The organism is Poseidonibacter parvus (genome assembly GCF_001956695.1).
GTDB classification, from domain to species: domain Bacteria; phylum Campylobacterota; class Campylobacteria; order Campylobacterales; family Arcobacteraceae; genus Poseidonibacter; species Poseidonibacter parvus.
Genome location: NZ_CP019070.1, coordinates 1,688,104 through 1,704,568, shown reverse-complemented (window position 1 = coordinate 1,704,568; position 16,465 = coordinate 1,688,104). Strand labels below are relative to the sequence as shown.

The following is a 16,465-nucleotide window of genomic DNA, read 5'->3' as shown; positions in this document are numbered from 1 at the left end:
AAAAGATTATACTTTATATATAATATTTAAAAAGTAGTAATGATGTTAAAGAATATTAATGAAAATACTATAGATGAAGTTTGGCATAAAAACTATTTTGAAATCTGTAAACTTAGACTGTCTAAATCTTCATATCAGATAATGATTGAAACAATTAATGATATTATTGATGAAAAACTAAAGAGTAATTCAAAACTTGTCGTGAGAAGTATCTTTCCAAGAAATACTTGGCGCAATACTATTTGGGAAGAAGCTTTTACAAAAGCTTGTTCTCAAGATGATTGTTATTCAGGTCAATTTGTTGGTTTATTAGTTTGCCAAGAATTGATTTTAAGAGACGAAACTTGGTATTTTATTAAAACTGACGTATCTTCAAATATGGTTTATTTCACTAAATAGATATTTGAATATTTATTTATGAACTCTTAGCTTTTTTAACAATATTACTTATCATATTTTTAAATACAAAATAATGAATAGGTACAAGTGAATACCAATATATTCTTCCAAAAAGTCCTTTTGGATAATAATAAGCTGTTTGGATTAGTTTATTATCTTTGATTTTAAACTCTAACCAAGCTCTTCCTGGTAGTTTCATTTGAGCAAATAAAAGTAATCTTTCATTTTTTTTGATATCAACTACTTTCCAAAAATCTAAGCTATCTCCAATTCTAAGATTATATTGGTCTCTTCTTCCTCTTTTTAGTCCAACTCCACCAATCATTTTATCAATAAAGCCTCGAATTTCCCAAAGAAAATCAAATTCAAACCAACCATTTTTCCCACCAATACTAATAAAACTTGCATATACTTTTTCTTTTGGAATATTACTAATATCAAATTCTTTTCTATCTAAAAATATTGCATCTGCTATTTCTTTTGAATGGTCTTTATTCCAATCTTTTCCAAGGTTATCACTCCATCTAGAAATTACTTGATTCTGTTGTATTACTACAACTGCTTGTTTTACTGCATCTATAAATTTTGTTGGTATTATATTTGGATAATATTTTTTTGCATTGTCATTTTGAATTATTACTTCTGATTTTAATCCTTCAATTAGTGCTTTTGCAACTCCAAATGGAACAGGAGTAAAAAGATTTAACCAATATGATGAGATATTTATTGTTAAAAAAGGAAGAGGAATTATCACTCTTTTAAGCCCTAAAGCCTTAGCTGATTGAAGCATCATTTCTTTGTAAGTTAATTGTTCACTTCCAATATCAACTACAAGGTTATCTTTTTCTTTTATATATAAAGATTCTAATAAATAAGCAATAACATCATCAACACCAATTGGCTGTGCTTTTGTTTCAACCCATTTTGGAGTTGTCATTATTGGAAGTTTTTCTGTTAAATTTCTAATAATTTCAAAGCTTGTACTTCCTGAACCTATTATAACTCCAGCTCTAATCCATATATTTTGTACTTCTTTTCTTGAAGAAAGTATTTCTCCTGTTTCTAATCTACTTAATAAATGCTCGCTTGTATTCTCATTTTTAACTCCAAGACCACCTAAATAAATCACTCTTTTTACACCGCATTCTTTTGCAATATCAATAAAGTTTTGAGCCGAAATTTTATCAAGTTCTTTGTAGTTTTCATTATTTAAAGAGTGAACTAAATAATAAGCTATATCAATGTCTTTAAGTGCTATTTTTAGTTTTTCTTTATCAAAAGTATCACCTTCAACCACTTCAATATTTTTGTGTTTTTTTGAAGATAGAATTTTCTTATCTCGAACAAAAAGTCTTAGATTAATATCTTCTTTTTCAATTAATTTTTGTTTTAATCTTCTTCCAATATATCCATTTGAGCCTGTTAGTAATACATTCATAATATATTCCTTTCGATTTATATGTCAGTATATTACTAACAGAAATTATTCTGTAGGTGTTTTATATAAGTTTTATAATATTACAATACCTTTAACTTGTCTAAGAATATTGTTGTTTTCATCAAAATCTTTTAACTCTTTTCCTGGTTCTAGTGTTGTAATTGTAGCTTTTCCAATAATATGTCGATATTTCTTTCCATATTTGTTCTTAAGTCTTACACTCCACATATTGTGCATTACAAGTGGTTCATTTTGTTTTTGTCCAATATAAAGCATAATATGACCTTTTAAATACACTAATGTAGAAAAAGGAATTGCATTTTTTCTTATATATTCTTTTTTTTGTTTTTTTGTAAAACTTGAGATGTCATGATATTTACCATTTTTTGTTTGTGCTTTTGAGTTTCTAGAAAGGTACTTTCCAAATGGAGCAAAAAAATCTTGTGTAAAACTTGAACAATCTCTATTGTTTAATAATCCACCCCAACCATAAGGTTCATCTAGTAATGCTTTTGCAATTTTTATTCTATTTCTAGAATTAAATTCTAAAGGCATTGATTCAACTGAATTTGGGTCTATATCAATATATGTAATTATTGCATTATTATCAAAATCTTTTTTTGCAATAATATATTTATTTGCTGCTTTTGGAAAAATAGTAGCTACTTTTACATATTCTCTAAAAGTATTGTCATATATTGGAAACTTTTCTTCTATTGCTACACTGTAGTTGTTTGTTTTAAACTCATTGATAAATTCTTTATCAACAAATGCTATGTCTCTAATATGAATCCATCCTCCAACACTATTAGATTGCATATAAACCCATGCTTTATCTTTTGAATAATGAGAAACAAATATTGGAGTATTTATTTTAATAGCAGAGTTCTGGTTGTAATCAAAAGGAAAACCTTCACCTGCTTTATTTGGATTATAAAACATTGGTGATGATGTTGGGAAAACTCTAATATTAGTGTTTTTTAGTGTAATTGCTTTCTTTAGTAAAGTATTGTATTTTTCAAAATTTGAATTATCAATTTGTTTATTAAACCATTTTTCATCTGCTTTTATATGGTTTTCTAAATATACAGTTTTATTTTTGTATGAAAAACCCCAAGTTGCATCTTTTAAATTGTATGTAGCTTTACTTTGATTCCATGGTCTAAAATATTTTGATAGATATTTATCACTTTCTTTATTTTGATTCATAAAGTTATTGTTTGCAAGTTTTGTACTTTTTATCAGATCATTTTTCTTTACTTTTACAAGAGGTTCTTTTTGTGAACATGCAGTAAATAATATGAGTGTAGAGAGTAAAAGAATATTTCTAAGTTTTTTGCTTTTTGTCATAGGTAACAGCCTCTATTTTTAATATAGAGATTGTACCATTTTATAATTTTTCTATTTATTAAAAAAAGAACTTTTTCTTTAATTTAAAGAAATAAATAACTGTTTTGTATTGAACAAAAATAAAAGGTAGCATAAGAATAAAATATGCAAGTGAATATTTATCAATAATACCATTAAAAGTAAGTCCAAAGTTTATAAAAAACATTCCAAATACCATAAATGCAACACCAGGACAGATTAGTGCAAATGATACAGATGATTTATCTTTTCCATCAACAAATTTTTCAAAATATCCTAGTTGATTCATGATTTTATAGCCTAATACTCCAAATATAATTTGTAAAGAAACAATAATTGAAGTAAGAGTGAATAATGAAGACTTATCAACAGTTGCACCAAAATTATGGTCAAGCCCAAAAGAGATTCTAACACCTGTAATTCCTAAAAGTGTTAAAATAGGAATAATAATCCATAAAGATGGAGATGCTTCAGCTGAAATACCATGTTCAAACATATTTTTAAAACCAATTGTAAGTTTTATTACTAATAGTAAAAGTGATAAAGCCATAAAGAATAATGCACCAAAAATACCAATCGCATTTATTTCAATATTATGACTCATAGCTCCAGGAGCTGCAAAACCAACAGCAATCATTGCAAAAGCAAAAATTGAAATCATTTGTGAAAGATTATTGTTTTTTGTAAAATCAAAATCGCCATTTATAATAATTCTTGAAAAGTAATTAAAAAATATTTTTAATCCAAAGAATCCTGTTATCATAAATCCTATTAACGCAAAAGGAAATAAGTACTCAACAATTCCCCAAAGACCTGGAACAAAAACAGCTCCTAAAACAAAACATACATTTATCGTCATTGTAAAGGTAAGTGGTATTGTCATTAAAGTAATTTCTGCATTTGAATTCTTTAATTCTTTATATGTATCTGATTTCTTATACATATTAAATTGTTTTGTATTCCAAATTAAGAGTTTAAAATGTAAAAATGCAAAAGCAATTATAAATACAAGTGAAAAAGCAGATACTAAAGATAGCCAGTTCCCTTTTAATAGTTGAGGGTATATAAAATCAAAAGTTGCCATTGGAGCACCTTCATGAGGTACTAAAAACATTAAATACATAAAAAATGATACTGATAAACCACCAGCACCTAATGCTGATAAAAAACACATGGGAGAAAATTTTTCTCTTAAAGTCATTATAAGTCCTTAAATAAATTTTTTAGATAATACAATATAGTATATTAAATACTTATGAATATATTATAAGAAAAACTTATTATAATATATTTTTGAACATATTCCAAATATATAGCTAAGTTATTACTTGATATAGTTTTAATAGATTATTTTAGGAAATTATATAAGATGCAAAAGATTTCAGTTTCAAAAGAGTTGTTTGAAGATATTTTATTGAAAAAAATACTAGTTCTTAGTAAAGAAAATAATAAATATTGGAAAAAAATACTTCTTGAACCTAAAATTGTAAATGATAATATTGAATACTCAATAAAACAATTTGATAATTTAACAATTACAAATGGCTTAGGAAAAGATTCACCTTTACTTGTAATTGAGTGTAAAAAAATAGATTATTCTTCTTCAAAAGATTGTTTTGAGTTTTCTTTAGGAAAAATCATAGAACAAAAAAATACAAACCTAGAAGAAAATTATAAAGATAATCTAATTGAAGAACTATTAAGAGAAAAAGAACTTTTAAAAGATCAGATGAATAGAGACCATTTAACTAAGGTTTATAATAGACGAAAAATGGAAGATGATTTAAAAGTTTTTTCAAGACAAAGTAATTCTTCTTTTTTAAGTGCAATATTTATTGATGCTGATAGATTTAAAGGTATAAATGATAACTTTGGACATGAAGCAGGGGATAAAGCTCTTATTTATTTAGCTAATAAATTAAAAAAACATGCAGAAGTTCTTAATGGAGAAGTTTATAGATATGGTGGTGAAGAGTTTATAATATTATGTTTTATCACTAAAAACCATATTTTACAAAAGTTAAATGAGTTAAAAGAAGATATTAAATCAAAAAAATTATATCATCCTTTACGAGATATTTCAATTACTGTAAGTATTGGTGTTTCTTTTTTAAGTGATTGTAATAATGTTGATGAAATGATACAAAAAGCTGATAAAGGTGTGTATAAAGCTAAAGATAATGGTCGTGATAGAATAGAATTTGTATAAAGTAAGTAAAAATAATAGACTAGCTAAAAGCTAGCTATTATTAAGTATTGATAGAATTATTTTGCTATTTTATCTGCAATCGCATTCATAGTAGCTTCGTCCATACCTTTAACTTGACCTTTCATTAAACCTTTCATAGGTCCTCCGTAAGATCCATCTTGGTAACCTTTTAAAGCTGCAACGAAATCTGCTTTAGTCATATCTTTAATAACTTTTGATTTACCTAATGCTACTTTTTCTCCATTTGCTCCATGACAACCTGCACATTTTGCGTAAGGGTTAGCGAATGCTACACATGCTGTTAATACTGATGCTGCAATAATAATTTTTTTCATTGTTAGATCCTTTTTTTTATATTGTAGTAATTATAATATAATTTATTTTAGGAGTAATTGACGTTAGTCAATAAAAAGTGAGTTTTTTATAAATATAGCTTGATGCTATATTTATAATTATTTAATAATTAATTCTTTTTTTAATTCGTCTATATTTATCTTATTTTTATCAGAAGGAATAAGAGGTAAAGATTTTTTATATATTATTCTTGATGGAATCATATATGATGCTAGATGTTTTTTTAATTCAAAAATAATCTCTTTTGAACTTAGTTCATTATTTGCTGTATAAACTAAAACTATTTCTTCTTCAATCTCTTCATTTTCTATTGAAAATACTGCACATTGATTAATTTCAGAAATATTTTTACAAACTACAGATTTTATTTCATAAGGACTTACTCTAAAACCTCTTGTTTTAATCATATTATCATCTCTTGAGACAAAGTAAAGATAACCTTCTTCATCTTTATATACATAATCTCCAGTTGCTACAACTATTTCATCATTTAACTCGCCATCAAGGTTTATAATGTTTTTAAGTATTTGTGCTGATTTAAATCTTTGCTTAGTTTGTTTTGGACCTTTCCAGTATCCTTGATATATATATCCACCTCTATGAATTAACTCACCTACAACTCTTGGGGGACACTCATTCCCATCTTCATCAATTACATATAATTCAACATCAGGAATAGCTTTTCCAATTGAATCAGGTCTTATTTTAAGCTGAGATGGATCTAAATAAGTAGATCTAAAGGCTTCTGTTAACCCATGCATAGAATAAAATTTTGCAGTTTTAAAATATTTTTCAATATCTGTAATCATTTTATTTGTTACATTTCCACCTGAAGATGTAATAATTCTTACATTTTCTAAAAGTTCACTACTTGGAAGTCTATTTTCTTCTTCATCAAACATATCTGTAATTGTAATAGGCATAATAGGTAAAACAGTTACTTTATCATTTATTAAATGATTAAAGAAGTCATTTGGTAATACAAATCTATGTAAAGCTAATGTAGCTCTTTTATATAATGAACAAAAGATTTGATTTAATCCATAATCTAGATTAAAAATCAAAAGTCCTGAAATCACATCATCTTCTTTTAAATCTAGATATTGTGATACTACACGTGCAGAATCAATAAAGTTTCTATGTGAAATTACAATACCTTTTGGTTTTCCACCCATTCCAAATGAATAAGTAATAGCTGCATTTTGATGACCTGAAATATTACATTCATAAGGTTTATTATAATATTTGTAAATCTCTTCAAAAGAGGGCAGGTCTTTGTGTGTTGTTTCATAAGAGATAATTGAACCTGTAAAGTTAATCTCTTCAATAGATTCTAATTTTACTTTATCAGTAATAATACACTCTATATTACAATCATTGATTATATACTCAACTTGCTCTGATTTTAAAAGTTTTGTTAATGGAACTAAAATATAATCAGTTGATAAAATAGCAAGCATTGCAATTACTTGATCAATTCCTTTATTTGAATAAACACCAATTCTACTTTTACTAGGCATATTTAATTCATCTAAATAATAAGCAATTTGATTAACTTTAGTAAATAATTCACTATAAGTTAATTTTTCTTGGCCATGAATAATTGCTATTTTATCAGGGTTTGATACATTAGCTTCTTCTATTAATGTTCTTATACAATTTATTGACATATTATTTCCTTTACTTTTGAGTAATTCCAAGAGTCCAAATATCATAATTTGAATCTAAAACAATTGAAGGATGAACTTCACTATTTAATATTTTTTTATAGAAAAATGCAATAATATCCTCAACTTCTTCAAAACTTAGAACCTTGGTAATTCCACCTGTTAAAACAACAGATTTTAACAATTCTAGTTTTAATTTAATATATAAAGGATGAACTTCTGATACTTTATACATTACTAAGAAAATAGCAAGTTGCATTAAAATTCTAAGGCTTTTTTCATTATTTTCATTAAATATATTTTCTGTAACTTTTAAATGTGCAAGTAATTCATATACAAATTCATTGTTTTGTGCTGCAAATATTAAAGACTCACGTGATTTAAAAACACCTAGTTTTTTAAATACTAATCTATCATATTCATTTTCTGTAACGATATTATCATCAGATAAATCTTTTGAATAATGAATATCTGTTGTAGCTCCACCAATATCAATTAAAATAAATGGATTAACTGCTGCAAATTTTGAATCAATCATTGGTAATGTCTTATTTACAATATAAGGAGTTGAATAAATTTGATTTGATGTTAAATCATAAAGGTGTTTAATATCTTCCTTACCCATGATATCAGCTTGATAAAGATTAGTTAAATATTCTTTTAAAGGCTCTTCTACAACATGCAGTTTATTATTGATTATATTTTCAATAATAATTAGGTTCTCAATTTTTGAACTTAAGTAATTTGCATCTTTAGATGAACCTGCAAATACGACATTTGAGTAATTTACATTTTCTAAGTAATTAAATAAATCTTCATCAAATAAACCATCAACGCTATTTATTCCACCAACAATTATTACAACATCGATTAAATCACTTGGAACTGAGGCTTTTTTAATATCTTGGTATAAAACAGTATCTATAATATTAATTCCAGAATTATAAGCAATATTTTTTGCAAACTTTAATGAAAAAGAGTTTGTAACACCAATTACTAAAGTTGATAAACCACCATTTGCAGATGAACAAATATATACTTCATCTTTTGCAAAACCTTCAATCTTACTTCCACATTTTGATACTAAATCATCATAAATATTTTTATTAAAATCTCTAAAATGTTGCTCAACTTTATCATTTGTTGCAACTTTGAAGTAAGTACTTCCTATGTCTATTAAAAGTTTATTTTCTACCATTGCATAATTCCTATATCATGAATAATATCATTTACTATTGATGAGGCATCTTTATTTAAATCACAGTGTTTCTTTTCATATTCAAAACATCTATCACTAATTGGTAAATTACCTTTTTTTATAATTCTGATATTTTTGTTTTTATCTCTTACTGTTACTACTTCATTATGATTAATAATATGTGGAGAGAAAGGAACATCAATAGTTCCATTTTTAATAGAGTTAAAGACTTTTCTCCATAAAGTATCAGCAGGGTCATTGAATACTGCTTCCATTATGCTCATTACTTCTTCTGTTAAAATCTCTTCTTCTTCTTTATCAACTACATTTGGAAGTCCATTTAACATTCTTAGAGTATATTGAGTATTTGCAACTGTTTTAGCATTTGCTTCTTTTGTTGGAATTCCTGATGCTTCTTCTCTTGTTTTTGTAATAATCTTATCAGCACCAACCATTGATGCAATTACAGTTGAAGTATTAATTAAACATTCTGCAAAGTTTTTATCAGTAGGGAAGGCTCCCATCCATTGATGATATACTAAATGAACTGATGCATCACCACAGCCAATTTCTTCTGCATAATATTTTGCCATTTTTCTAATAACTGCACCAGTAACTATATCTTGATTCATAGAACCAGTTTGCGAGAAAGATACTGAGAATGACTTTACACCTTCTTCAAGTGATAAAAGCATTTCAAGTAATTGAATTACAATAGTTACACAAGGAGGCACTAGTGTTGCAGTTAATGGTCCAAATGATTCTCTATTAATTGGTTCATTTAATTTTGAATAATTTGCACATACTCGTTCAACGTATTTCCAATATAAAAAAGCCTTATCTAATGGAAAGTTTTTTGAATATGGTAAAAGGTAAGTAATTGGTCCACCTTCAATTTCAAATATTCCTGATGCAATTGCAGTTTCTATTAAAAGTCTTGCATCTGGAGTTCCGTGTCTTAGACTTACAGGCTTATTAAAATGTGTAATCATTTTTCTTGTAGTTTTATAACCATGATTTACTAATGGATATCCATTTAACATATCAACTTCATTTTCTTCAGAAAGTTTTAACATCTTAGCAGATGTTGCATAGTCATTTAATCTTGTATTAGAATCAATAGTTAAGGGTAAAATATCAACATCTGCATTTACAAAAAACTCATATAAGTCATATTGTTTTTGATAAGTTGGAAAACCACCACGAGGTTGAACAAGCATTTTATTTGCATTTTTAAATCTATGAGATATAAATAAATCTTTTGAAGCATTTTTTACAAACTCTTCAATCTCAGCAAAATCAAAATCATCTGCATATTTATTTTGGATAATAATATCTCTTTCTTCTTGAAGTAAACTCATTATTTTCTCTCCTTCAAGTATGTTTCTAGTGAATCAAGTCCTGTATTTAAATCAATTTGATGAAATACTAAATCAAAACCGTAATCTTTAAACTTAGCAACAATTTCATCATTACTTCCTGTTCCTACTGTTAAGTTTCCACCAATCATAAATACTACATTATCTAAAAGATTTCCATATTTTGACTTTAAGATTTTAACTTCTCTACACCATCCTTCAGCTTCGCCATTTAATGATGATATTAATAAAATATCAGCATTTGTTTCAACAACTGCATCAAGAAATTCTTCTAAATAAGTATTAACACCTAAGTTAAATACTTCAAATCCACGTGCTTGTAATGATATATCAATAAGTCTGTTTGCAACAACATGGATATCATTGCCAACAACTCCTGTAACTACTTTCATATATTTGTACCTAATTCTTTTTTTATTAGTTTATTTAAGGCAAATATAATATCTAAATTGTGGTTAGGATTTAATTAGATGTACAAAAATAGTACAAGAAGAGCTTGAAGTAGATTATCTAAATCTACTTCAAATGATTTATAATTCAGAATTTATCAAATCAATTAAGTTTTGTAAACCAAAAACTTCTAAAGGTTTGCCATTTACATAATAAGCTGGAGTTTTGTTTGCTTTTAAAACTTTTCCATCTTCTATATCTTGTTTTACTATTTCAATAATTTTAGGATTTTTCATATCTTCTGCTAATTTAGTCATATCAAGAAGTTTTGAAGTGCTTAATATTCCCCAAGTTTTATTTAAATCAACTTCATGATGAACTGTCCAAAACTTTTGAGTTGCAAATAATAGTTCTAATGTTTCTAAAAATTTCCCTTGCTTTTTTGTAGCTTCTAGCATCATTACAACATCAACTGAGCCTTTATGAAAAGGTGCATATCTTAAAACAAGTTTTATGTTTCCTTTGTTTCTTTTCATAATATCTTTTACATGTGGATGCATTTGTGCACAAGTTTCACAAGCTGGGTCAAAAAACTCAACAAGTTCTACTTTTGCATTTTTTTCACCTAAAATAAATGAACTCTCTCGTACAAGGGCTGAGGAGTTTTGTTTTGCATTTGATGCTAATTGTTCTGATTTATTTGTTTTAAAAATATATGCACCACTTAAAAATACTAATATTAATACTATTAGTGAGCTTATTATAACTTTTTTATTTTGCATTCTTTTACCTTAAATTTTTGATTTAAGATTATCAAATAAACGTTAACAAATAGTTACGATAATTAGTTATTCTTGGAAATAAATTTTTCATATAACTCAAGATTTATACTCATATATTTTGATTTAACATAAATTGGTCTTAGTTTATTCATAATTTCATTTACTTCATTTATTGATTTTTTTTTGTAAAGTAAATAGGATGATATAGCCAAAATACTTCTTGACATTCCTAGAGTACAGTGTATATATATTTTTTCATTTGAATGTTTTTCTATTGTTTTTATTATTTGATGTAAAATCACTGGATCTTGCATTGTCATATCCAACAATGGATATCGTATTTCTTTAATATTTGTTTTATGAAATTGTTGATCATTTGCAAGGTTTATAATGGTTTTAATCCCTAGTGCTTCAAGTTCTTTATACTCTTCTTTTGTAGCTTGTCTTCCAAAATAAATATTGTCATTTAATTGTGATTTAAAATCTATTTTATTTTTATAATAATTCCAAGAAAAATAAGAAGCAATAAAATATGGTGCAAATAGTATTTTTTGAAATATATTTGGTTTTGATTTTTCATTTGTCAATAATAAATTAAAACCAAAAGCATAGATAAAACTTATACTTAAAGCTGTTAAAAATAAATATATAAAAATAAATGAATTAAAGTTAAAATATAAAATTATTGATATAAGAACACCTATTAAATAGTACAAAGACATTTTTAAACTTCTAGGAGTCATAAATCTCGAAGTTAAATATGTTTTTTTCTTCGAAGATATAAGATAAACCACGGTAAAGCCAACAACCGCACCTGTTGGAATATCAATAAAATGATGTTGATAAACAAACAAAGTAGATAAGCAGATAAGTATAAACCAAAAGGCTAAAAATGATTTTATAAAAATATTTGAAATATGTTCTTTCATTGAAAACCAAAGTACAATAGCTAAACTAATATGTAAAGAGGGCATTTGATTATAAGCTAAATCAAGCTCTAGCATTGAAAAAAGAAAGTTTGAAGTTTCAGGTTTTACAAAAGAAAATTGTAAAGGATAAAGAACAAATACAAAAACAGAAAAAGTCATTGTAATAAATATCCTAAGCGCTAAAACTCTAAGCTCAAACCTAGTTTGAGTCAGTAGTAGTGCAATTGCAAATAATATATCAGATGACATATAAGGAATTATAAATATTTCAATAAATGGAATATTTTCTTCCCATTGCATAAAAAAGGATTCATGAGGAGACGTTAAAAAAGCATACTGATTTGCACTTCCGTATAAAATAAAAAATAAAGCACCAAGATACAAAAGCCAAACACTTCTTTCTTTTAAAGTTGCATTTGCTTCTAGGGATGGATTATATATTTTAGTCATTAGCTTTTTTAAACTTTGCAGAAGAAACTGTAAAAATTCCCCAGTCATCTATTTTCATATTTTCTTTTTCAAAATTATATTCATTAAATAACAAGTCTAATTCATACTGACTTCTTCTTCTCATAATCCATTGCTTATCTCTATGATTTCCTAAAACGTTTGCAATTTGTGCTAATTGAGGATGCCAAGGTTGTCCTGTATAAACTAAATATCCCTTATCTTCAATAACTGCTGTTATACCCTCAATTGCATTTTTAATCAAATCATTTGAAGGAAATAGCTCAAATACCCCAGAAACTACTACAATATTTGGTTCAAATATGTCCTTTGAATATGTATTTTTATCAAAAGCATCAGCTTGTTTATAAGCAATATTTCCAATTCCAAACTCTTTAACTAATTGTTTCCCTTCATTAATATTTTGTTCTTGATAATCTTGTACCAAAACTTGAATGTTAGGGTATTTTTTACATATTTCTATTAAATATCTAGCAGGTCCTCCAGCGATATCCAAAATTTTTACTTTTTTATTTTCTTTATTTAAAGCTTCAATTTTTTCTTCTAAAGTAGAAATCATATTTACTTTTCTTTGTCTAATCCCTTTCCAACCAATACTATTTAAATAGTTTTTATCAATCATTTCACCAAGTTTCGTTTTTCCACTTGGTTTATTTGCATAAATATAATCAAGAGTTACTCCTGAATCAAATCCATATTTTAAGCCTTTTTTCATTCCATCACTCATGAAACCTAGATTATTAAGCATGAATCTTTGTGTAAAATATGAAGTTTTCTCACATAAAGATTGACTTCCGTAAACTATCTTATCGATTTCATCTTGAGTAATCTTTATTTTTTCATTTAAATAGTTTTCTTTTTCTGATTTAAAACAAAGTTCAATAAAATCCACTATTTCTTCTATTGCTAAATCTTTTTTGTCTTCATATAAAACACCATGAAAGAAGCCATCTAGTTTCACAAACTTTTTAATCTTTGAAGAAAGTTTTGCATAAAAGTCTCCTTGAATACTACTGTTTACAACATAATCTTTTGAAGCACTTAATACTAAAGTTGGTGTTGAAATTAAAGTCGCATCCTTAACCACTCTTTTTGCAGTATCAAGTAGTGTTGTTAGTTGTTTTGCTGGAATATTTGGAGTTATAAGTTTATCTTCATCATATATCTTTTGCTCATTTTTATCATGTGTTAAAAACTTTGATTTTACATAAGATTTGATGTTTAAATCTGGTTTTATTTTTATTGCTAAATCTAAAAATTCTTTGGCAAAGGGAAAATATAATTTTATTTCAAAAGCAGGAGCAACTAAAGCAACTCCTGCAATTTTAGGTGCATAATCATGTATCCAAGTAGATGCAACAACACCTGCAACAGAGTTTGCAATTACAAAAATATCTTCTTGTTTAATCTTTTCTTCTTTACAAACAAAGTTTACAAAAGAGTTTAAATCACGAACTAAATTCATAAATTCATATGTTGCATCAACTTTTGTTTTTCCATGACCTCTATTATCATAAGAATATATTTTATAATTTTCAAATGCTTTTGTTTTAGCAAATTCTTCTAATCTTTTTGAGTGCTCATGCCCTCTATGCAGCACAATTAGTACTTTTTTATTCCAAGTATTTATATTTTCCCATTTACGAAAAAAAAGTTTTTGTTTATCAAAACTTTTAAAAGTATTTATGTTTTCTTCCATTTCTTGCCTTTAGTTTTTGAAATTTTCTTCTAATAATGATACAAAGTCATTTACATTTGAATTTACTTGATTAAAGCAAATTGCTTCTTTTATTTCTAATTTGATTATTAAAGGAATAAAAAGCGCTTCATTTTTAGGTAATGCTTTTCCTGTGTTTTCTAATACCATTGGTACAATTTTTAAATCTGGATATTTTTTTGCTATATGTCCGATTCCATTTTTAAACTTTTGCATAACAGATGCTTCCCCACGACTTCCTTCTGGAAATATAATAAGTGTTTTGTTCTCTTCTATAGCTTTATAAACACCATCTAATGGATGCTGTCCATCTTTTCTATTTACTTTTCTATTAATAGGAAGAATTCCAATTAATTGTGTTGAAATCCATTTGATATATTTGTTTTTAAAAAAATAATCACTAGCAGCTACGGGAGATACATTTACGATATCTTTATTTGAATACATTGTCATAATGGCTAAAATATCTAGATGGCTATTATGATTTGCAATAATAACATATGGTTCATCTTTTGGTAGATTTTCTATATTTTTAATACTAAGACCTGTAATTATAAACATAAAAGGCTTTGCAAAAATAGCAAAAAATAGTTTTTTAAACATCTCTAAACCTTAATAATATAAATAATAAACATAATGAAAAAATAAAGGCGTAGTATATGTTAAGCTATCAATTCTATCAATAATTCCACCATGACCAGCTATTAAATTCCCAGCATCTTTAACACCAACATCTCTTTTTATCATAGAAACTACAACATCACCAATAAAACCACCAATACTTATAATTAGACCTGCACCTATTGCTTCAATAACTGTAAAAGGTGTTAGGTATGAAAATATAACTGCTAAAATTGTTGTAGTAATAACAGCTCCACTAAAACCTTCAACAGTTTTATTTGGACTTACTTTTGGAATGATTTTATTTTTACCAAATCTTTTACCAAAAACATATTGTAAAATATCATTAAATTGAGTTAAAAATACTAAATATAAAACCATCATAGCACCACTAACTACTTCAATATTTGGTAAGAAGAATAGAAAAGCCATATGACTTATACAAAATACAAATAGCATCACTCCCCATTGTACTTTACTAGTATTATTTATGAAGCCATCAGTTTGACCTATTAACATTTGTCTAAATGGTAAAAGAAGATATAAATAAACAGGAATACAGATAATAAACATTTCATACCATTGAATATATGCAAAATAGTATTGAAATGCAATTACTATATATCCATAAAACATGATCCTTCTATCTGTATGTCTTGTTGGAATTAATGTAAAATATTCTTTTAAAGCTAGGAAACTTAACATTGCAAAAAATATGATTGCTAAGGTATTATTTATATAAACACCAACAATAAAAAAGCCAATCATATATATCCATGATATTGTTCTATTATAAAGTTCAGTAAAAGGTTTATTCTGCTTTTTTTGTAGGTGTTTTATAAAAAAATATGCAAAAGCTAAAATTGCAAGAATTATTGAAAAAGTAGTAAGAATTTGAGAGTTTAAAATATTCATTATAAACATCCTTTTAATCTGTTATAAATTGTAATTACTAGAAGTATAATACTAATTGCTAGAAGTATATTTAAAAAAACAATATTTACATTAAATACTAATAGAAGTGAAATTAAACCAAAAAGAAAGGCTCTATCACTTTTTCCCATTGGTCCATCATATCTTCTGTCATTGTAAACTGCTTGAAAAAGTACCCCAGTAAACTCAGAGATAATAGAAAGAATAACAACTATTACAACAAGATAAATATCAAGAAACAATATAAAAGGTAAATATAAAAAAACATCAGAAAGGACATCACTTAATTCATTTAAGATTGCACCTTTTTTTGTTTTCATATCATGCTCTTTTGCAAGCATTCCATCAATTGCATTTAGTGCCATTCTAATAAACATAATAATAGGTATTAAAAGAAGAAGTTTAATATTAAAACTAGCTAGTAAAATAATCAGCCCACTGATAAAAGATAAAAAAAGTGCAAATAAAGTCACTTGATTTGCAGTGTAGCCTTTACTAGCACATTTCCTTACAATAGGACGAAGTAAATCTTGAAATTTTGGTTTCAAATCATATATAGTCATTAAATTTTCACAACCTTTTTATTTTAAGTTGTGATTCTATCAAATAAGTC

Annotated in this window: 16 protein-coding genes; 2 read left to right on the top strand and 14 right to left on the bottom strand. The window is 26.2% G+C overall.

All coding sequences use genetic code 11. The annotated features are described in order from the left end of the window. The first annotated feature begins 42 nt into the window (after positions 1-42). Positions 43-399 (top strand): hypothetical protein, encoded by a 357-nt coding sequence (locus LPB137_RS08500; RefSeq protein WP_076087036.1) that lies wholly within the window; start codon positions 43-45, stop codon positions 397-399. Positions 400-415: 16 nt separating this feature from the next. Here LPB137_RS08500 and LPB137_RS08495 read toward each other — a convergent pair whose 3' ends face one another. From LPB137_RS08495 to LPB137_RS08485, 3 genes are all read right to left on the bottom strand, one after another. Beyond that, on the bottom strand, positions 416-1,837 hold the full coding sequence (locus tag LPB137_RS08495) for an SDR family oxidoreductase (RefSeq protein ID WP_076087034.1): 1,422 nt from the start codon (positions 1,835-1,837) through the stop codon (positions 416-418). A gap of 72 nt (positions 1,838-1,909) precedes the next feature. Continuing rightward, positions 1,910-3,187 (bottom strand): C40 family peptidase, encoded by a 1,278-nt coding sequence (locus LPB137_RS08490; protein WP_076087032.1) that lies wholly within the window; start codon positions 3,185-3,187, stop codon positions 1,910-1,912. 58 nt (positions 3,188-3,245) lie between these two features. Beyond that, positions 3,246-4,406: a TsoY family (seleno)protein gene (locus LPB137_RS08485; RefSeq protein ID WP_076087030.1), complete on the bottom strand. Its 1,161-nt coding sequence runs from the start codon at positions 4,404-4,406 to the stop codon at positions 3,246-3,248. A 168-nt stretch (positions 4,407-4,574) separates the two neighbouring features. On the opposite strand from LPB137_RS08485, the gene LPB137_RS08480 reads away from it, so the two are divergent. Then, positions 4,575-5,414: a GGDEF domain-containing protein gene (locus LPB137_RS08480; protein ID WP_076087028.1), complete on the top strand. Its 840-nt coding sequence runs from the start codon at positions 4,575-4,577 to the stop codon at positions 5,412-5,414. A 56-nt stretch (positions 5,415-5,470) separates the two neighbouring features. On the opposite strand, the gene LPB137_RS08475 is transcribed toward LPB137_RS08480, so the two are convergent. The 11 genes from LPB137_RS08475 to LPB137_RS08425 form a co-directional block, all read right to left on the bottom strand. Then, entirely contained in the window at positions 5,471-5,749 is a 279-nt protein-coding gene (locus tag LPB137_RS08475) for a c-type cytochrome (RefSeq protein WP_076087026.1), read from the bottom strand. Between the two features lie 117 nt (positions 5,750-5,866). Next, entirely contained in the window at positions 5,867-7,438 is a 1,572-nt protein-coding gene (locus LPB137_RS08470) for an AMP-binding protein (RefSeq protein ID WP_076087024.1), read from the bottom strand. Between the two features lie 10 nt (positions 7,439-7,448). Next, positions 7,449-8,633 carry a glutamate mutase L gene (locus tag LPB137_RS08465; RefSeq protein ID WP_076087022.1) on the bottom strand — a complete coding sequence of 395 codons (1,185 nt, stop codon included), beginning with the start codon at positions 8,631-8,633 and terminating at the stop codon, positions 7,449-7,451. Then, positions 8,627-9,994, bottom strand: a complete 1,368-nt coding sequence (locus tag LPB137_RS08460; protein ID WP_076087020.1) for a methylaspartate mutase — start codon at positions 9,992-9,994, stop codon at positions 8,627-8,629. The genes LPB137_RS08465 and LPB137_RS08460 overlap by 7 nt, the downstream gene beginning before the upstream one ends. Next, entirely contained in the window at positions 9,994-10,404 is a 411-nt protein-coding gene (glmS, locus tag LPB137_RS08455) for a methylaspartate mutase subunit S (protein WP_076087018.1), read from the bottom strand. Before glmS ends, LPB137_RS08460 begins: the two co-directional genes overlap by 1 nt. 138 nt (positions 10,405-10,542) lie before the next feature. Then, positions 10,543-11,184, bottom strand: coding sequence for a DsbA family protein (locus LPB137_RS08450; RefSeq protein WP_076087016.1), 642 nt, complete (start codon positions 11,182-11,184; stop codon positions 10,543-10,545). Between the two features lie 62 nt (positions 11,185-11,246). Then, positions 11,247-12,563: a dual specificity protein phosphatase family protein gene (locus tag LPB137_RS08445; RefSeq protein ID WP_076087014.1), complete on the bottom strand. Its 1,317-nt coding sequence runs from the start codon at positions 12,561-12,563 to the stop codon at positions 11,247-11,249. Further along, complete coding sequence (locus tag LPB137_RS08440; protein ID WP_076087006.1) at positions 12,556-14,280, bottom strand: bifunctional alpha/beta hydrolase/class I SAM-dependent methyltransferase; 1,725 nt, start codon at positions 14,278-14,280, stop codon at positions 12,556-12,558. The genes LPB137_RS08445 and LPB137_RS08440 overlap by 8 nt, the downstream gene beginning before the upstream one ends. Before the next feature lie 9 nt (positions 14,281-14,289). Then, positions 14,290-14,901, bottom strand: a complete 612-nt coding sequence (locus LPB137_RS08435; RefSeq protein ID WP_076087004.1) for a lysophospholipid acyltransferase family protein — start codon at positions 14,899-14,901, stop codon at positions 14,290-14,292. 9 nt (positions 14,902-14,910) lie between these two features. Then, positions 14,911-15,834 carry a phosphatidate cytidylyltransferase gene (locus tag LPB137_RS08430; RefSeq protein WP_228144653.1) on the bottom strand — a complete coding sequence of 308 codons (924 nt, stop codon included), beginning with the start codon at positions 15,832-15,834 and terminating at the stop codon, positions 14,911-14,913. After that, positions 15,834-16,415, bottom strand: coding sequence for a CDP-alcohol phosphatidyltransferase family protein (locus LPB137_RS08425; RefSeq protein WP_076087000.1), 582 nt, complete (start codon positions 16,413-16,415; stop codon positions 15,834-15,836). Before LPB137_RS08425 ends, LPB137_RS08430 begins: the two co-directional genes overlap by 1 nt. Positions 16,416-16,465: the final 50 nt, after the last annotated feature.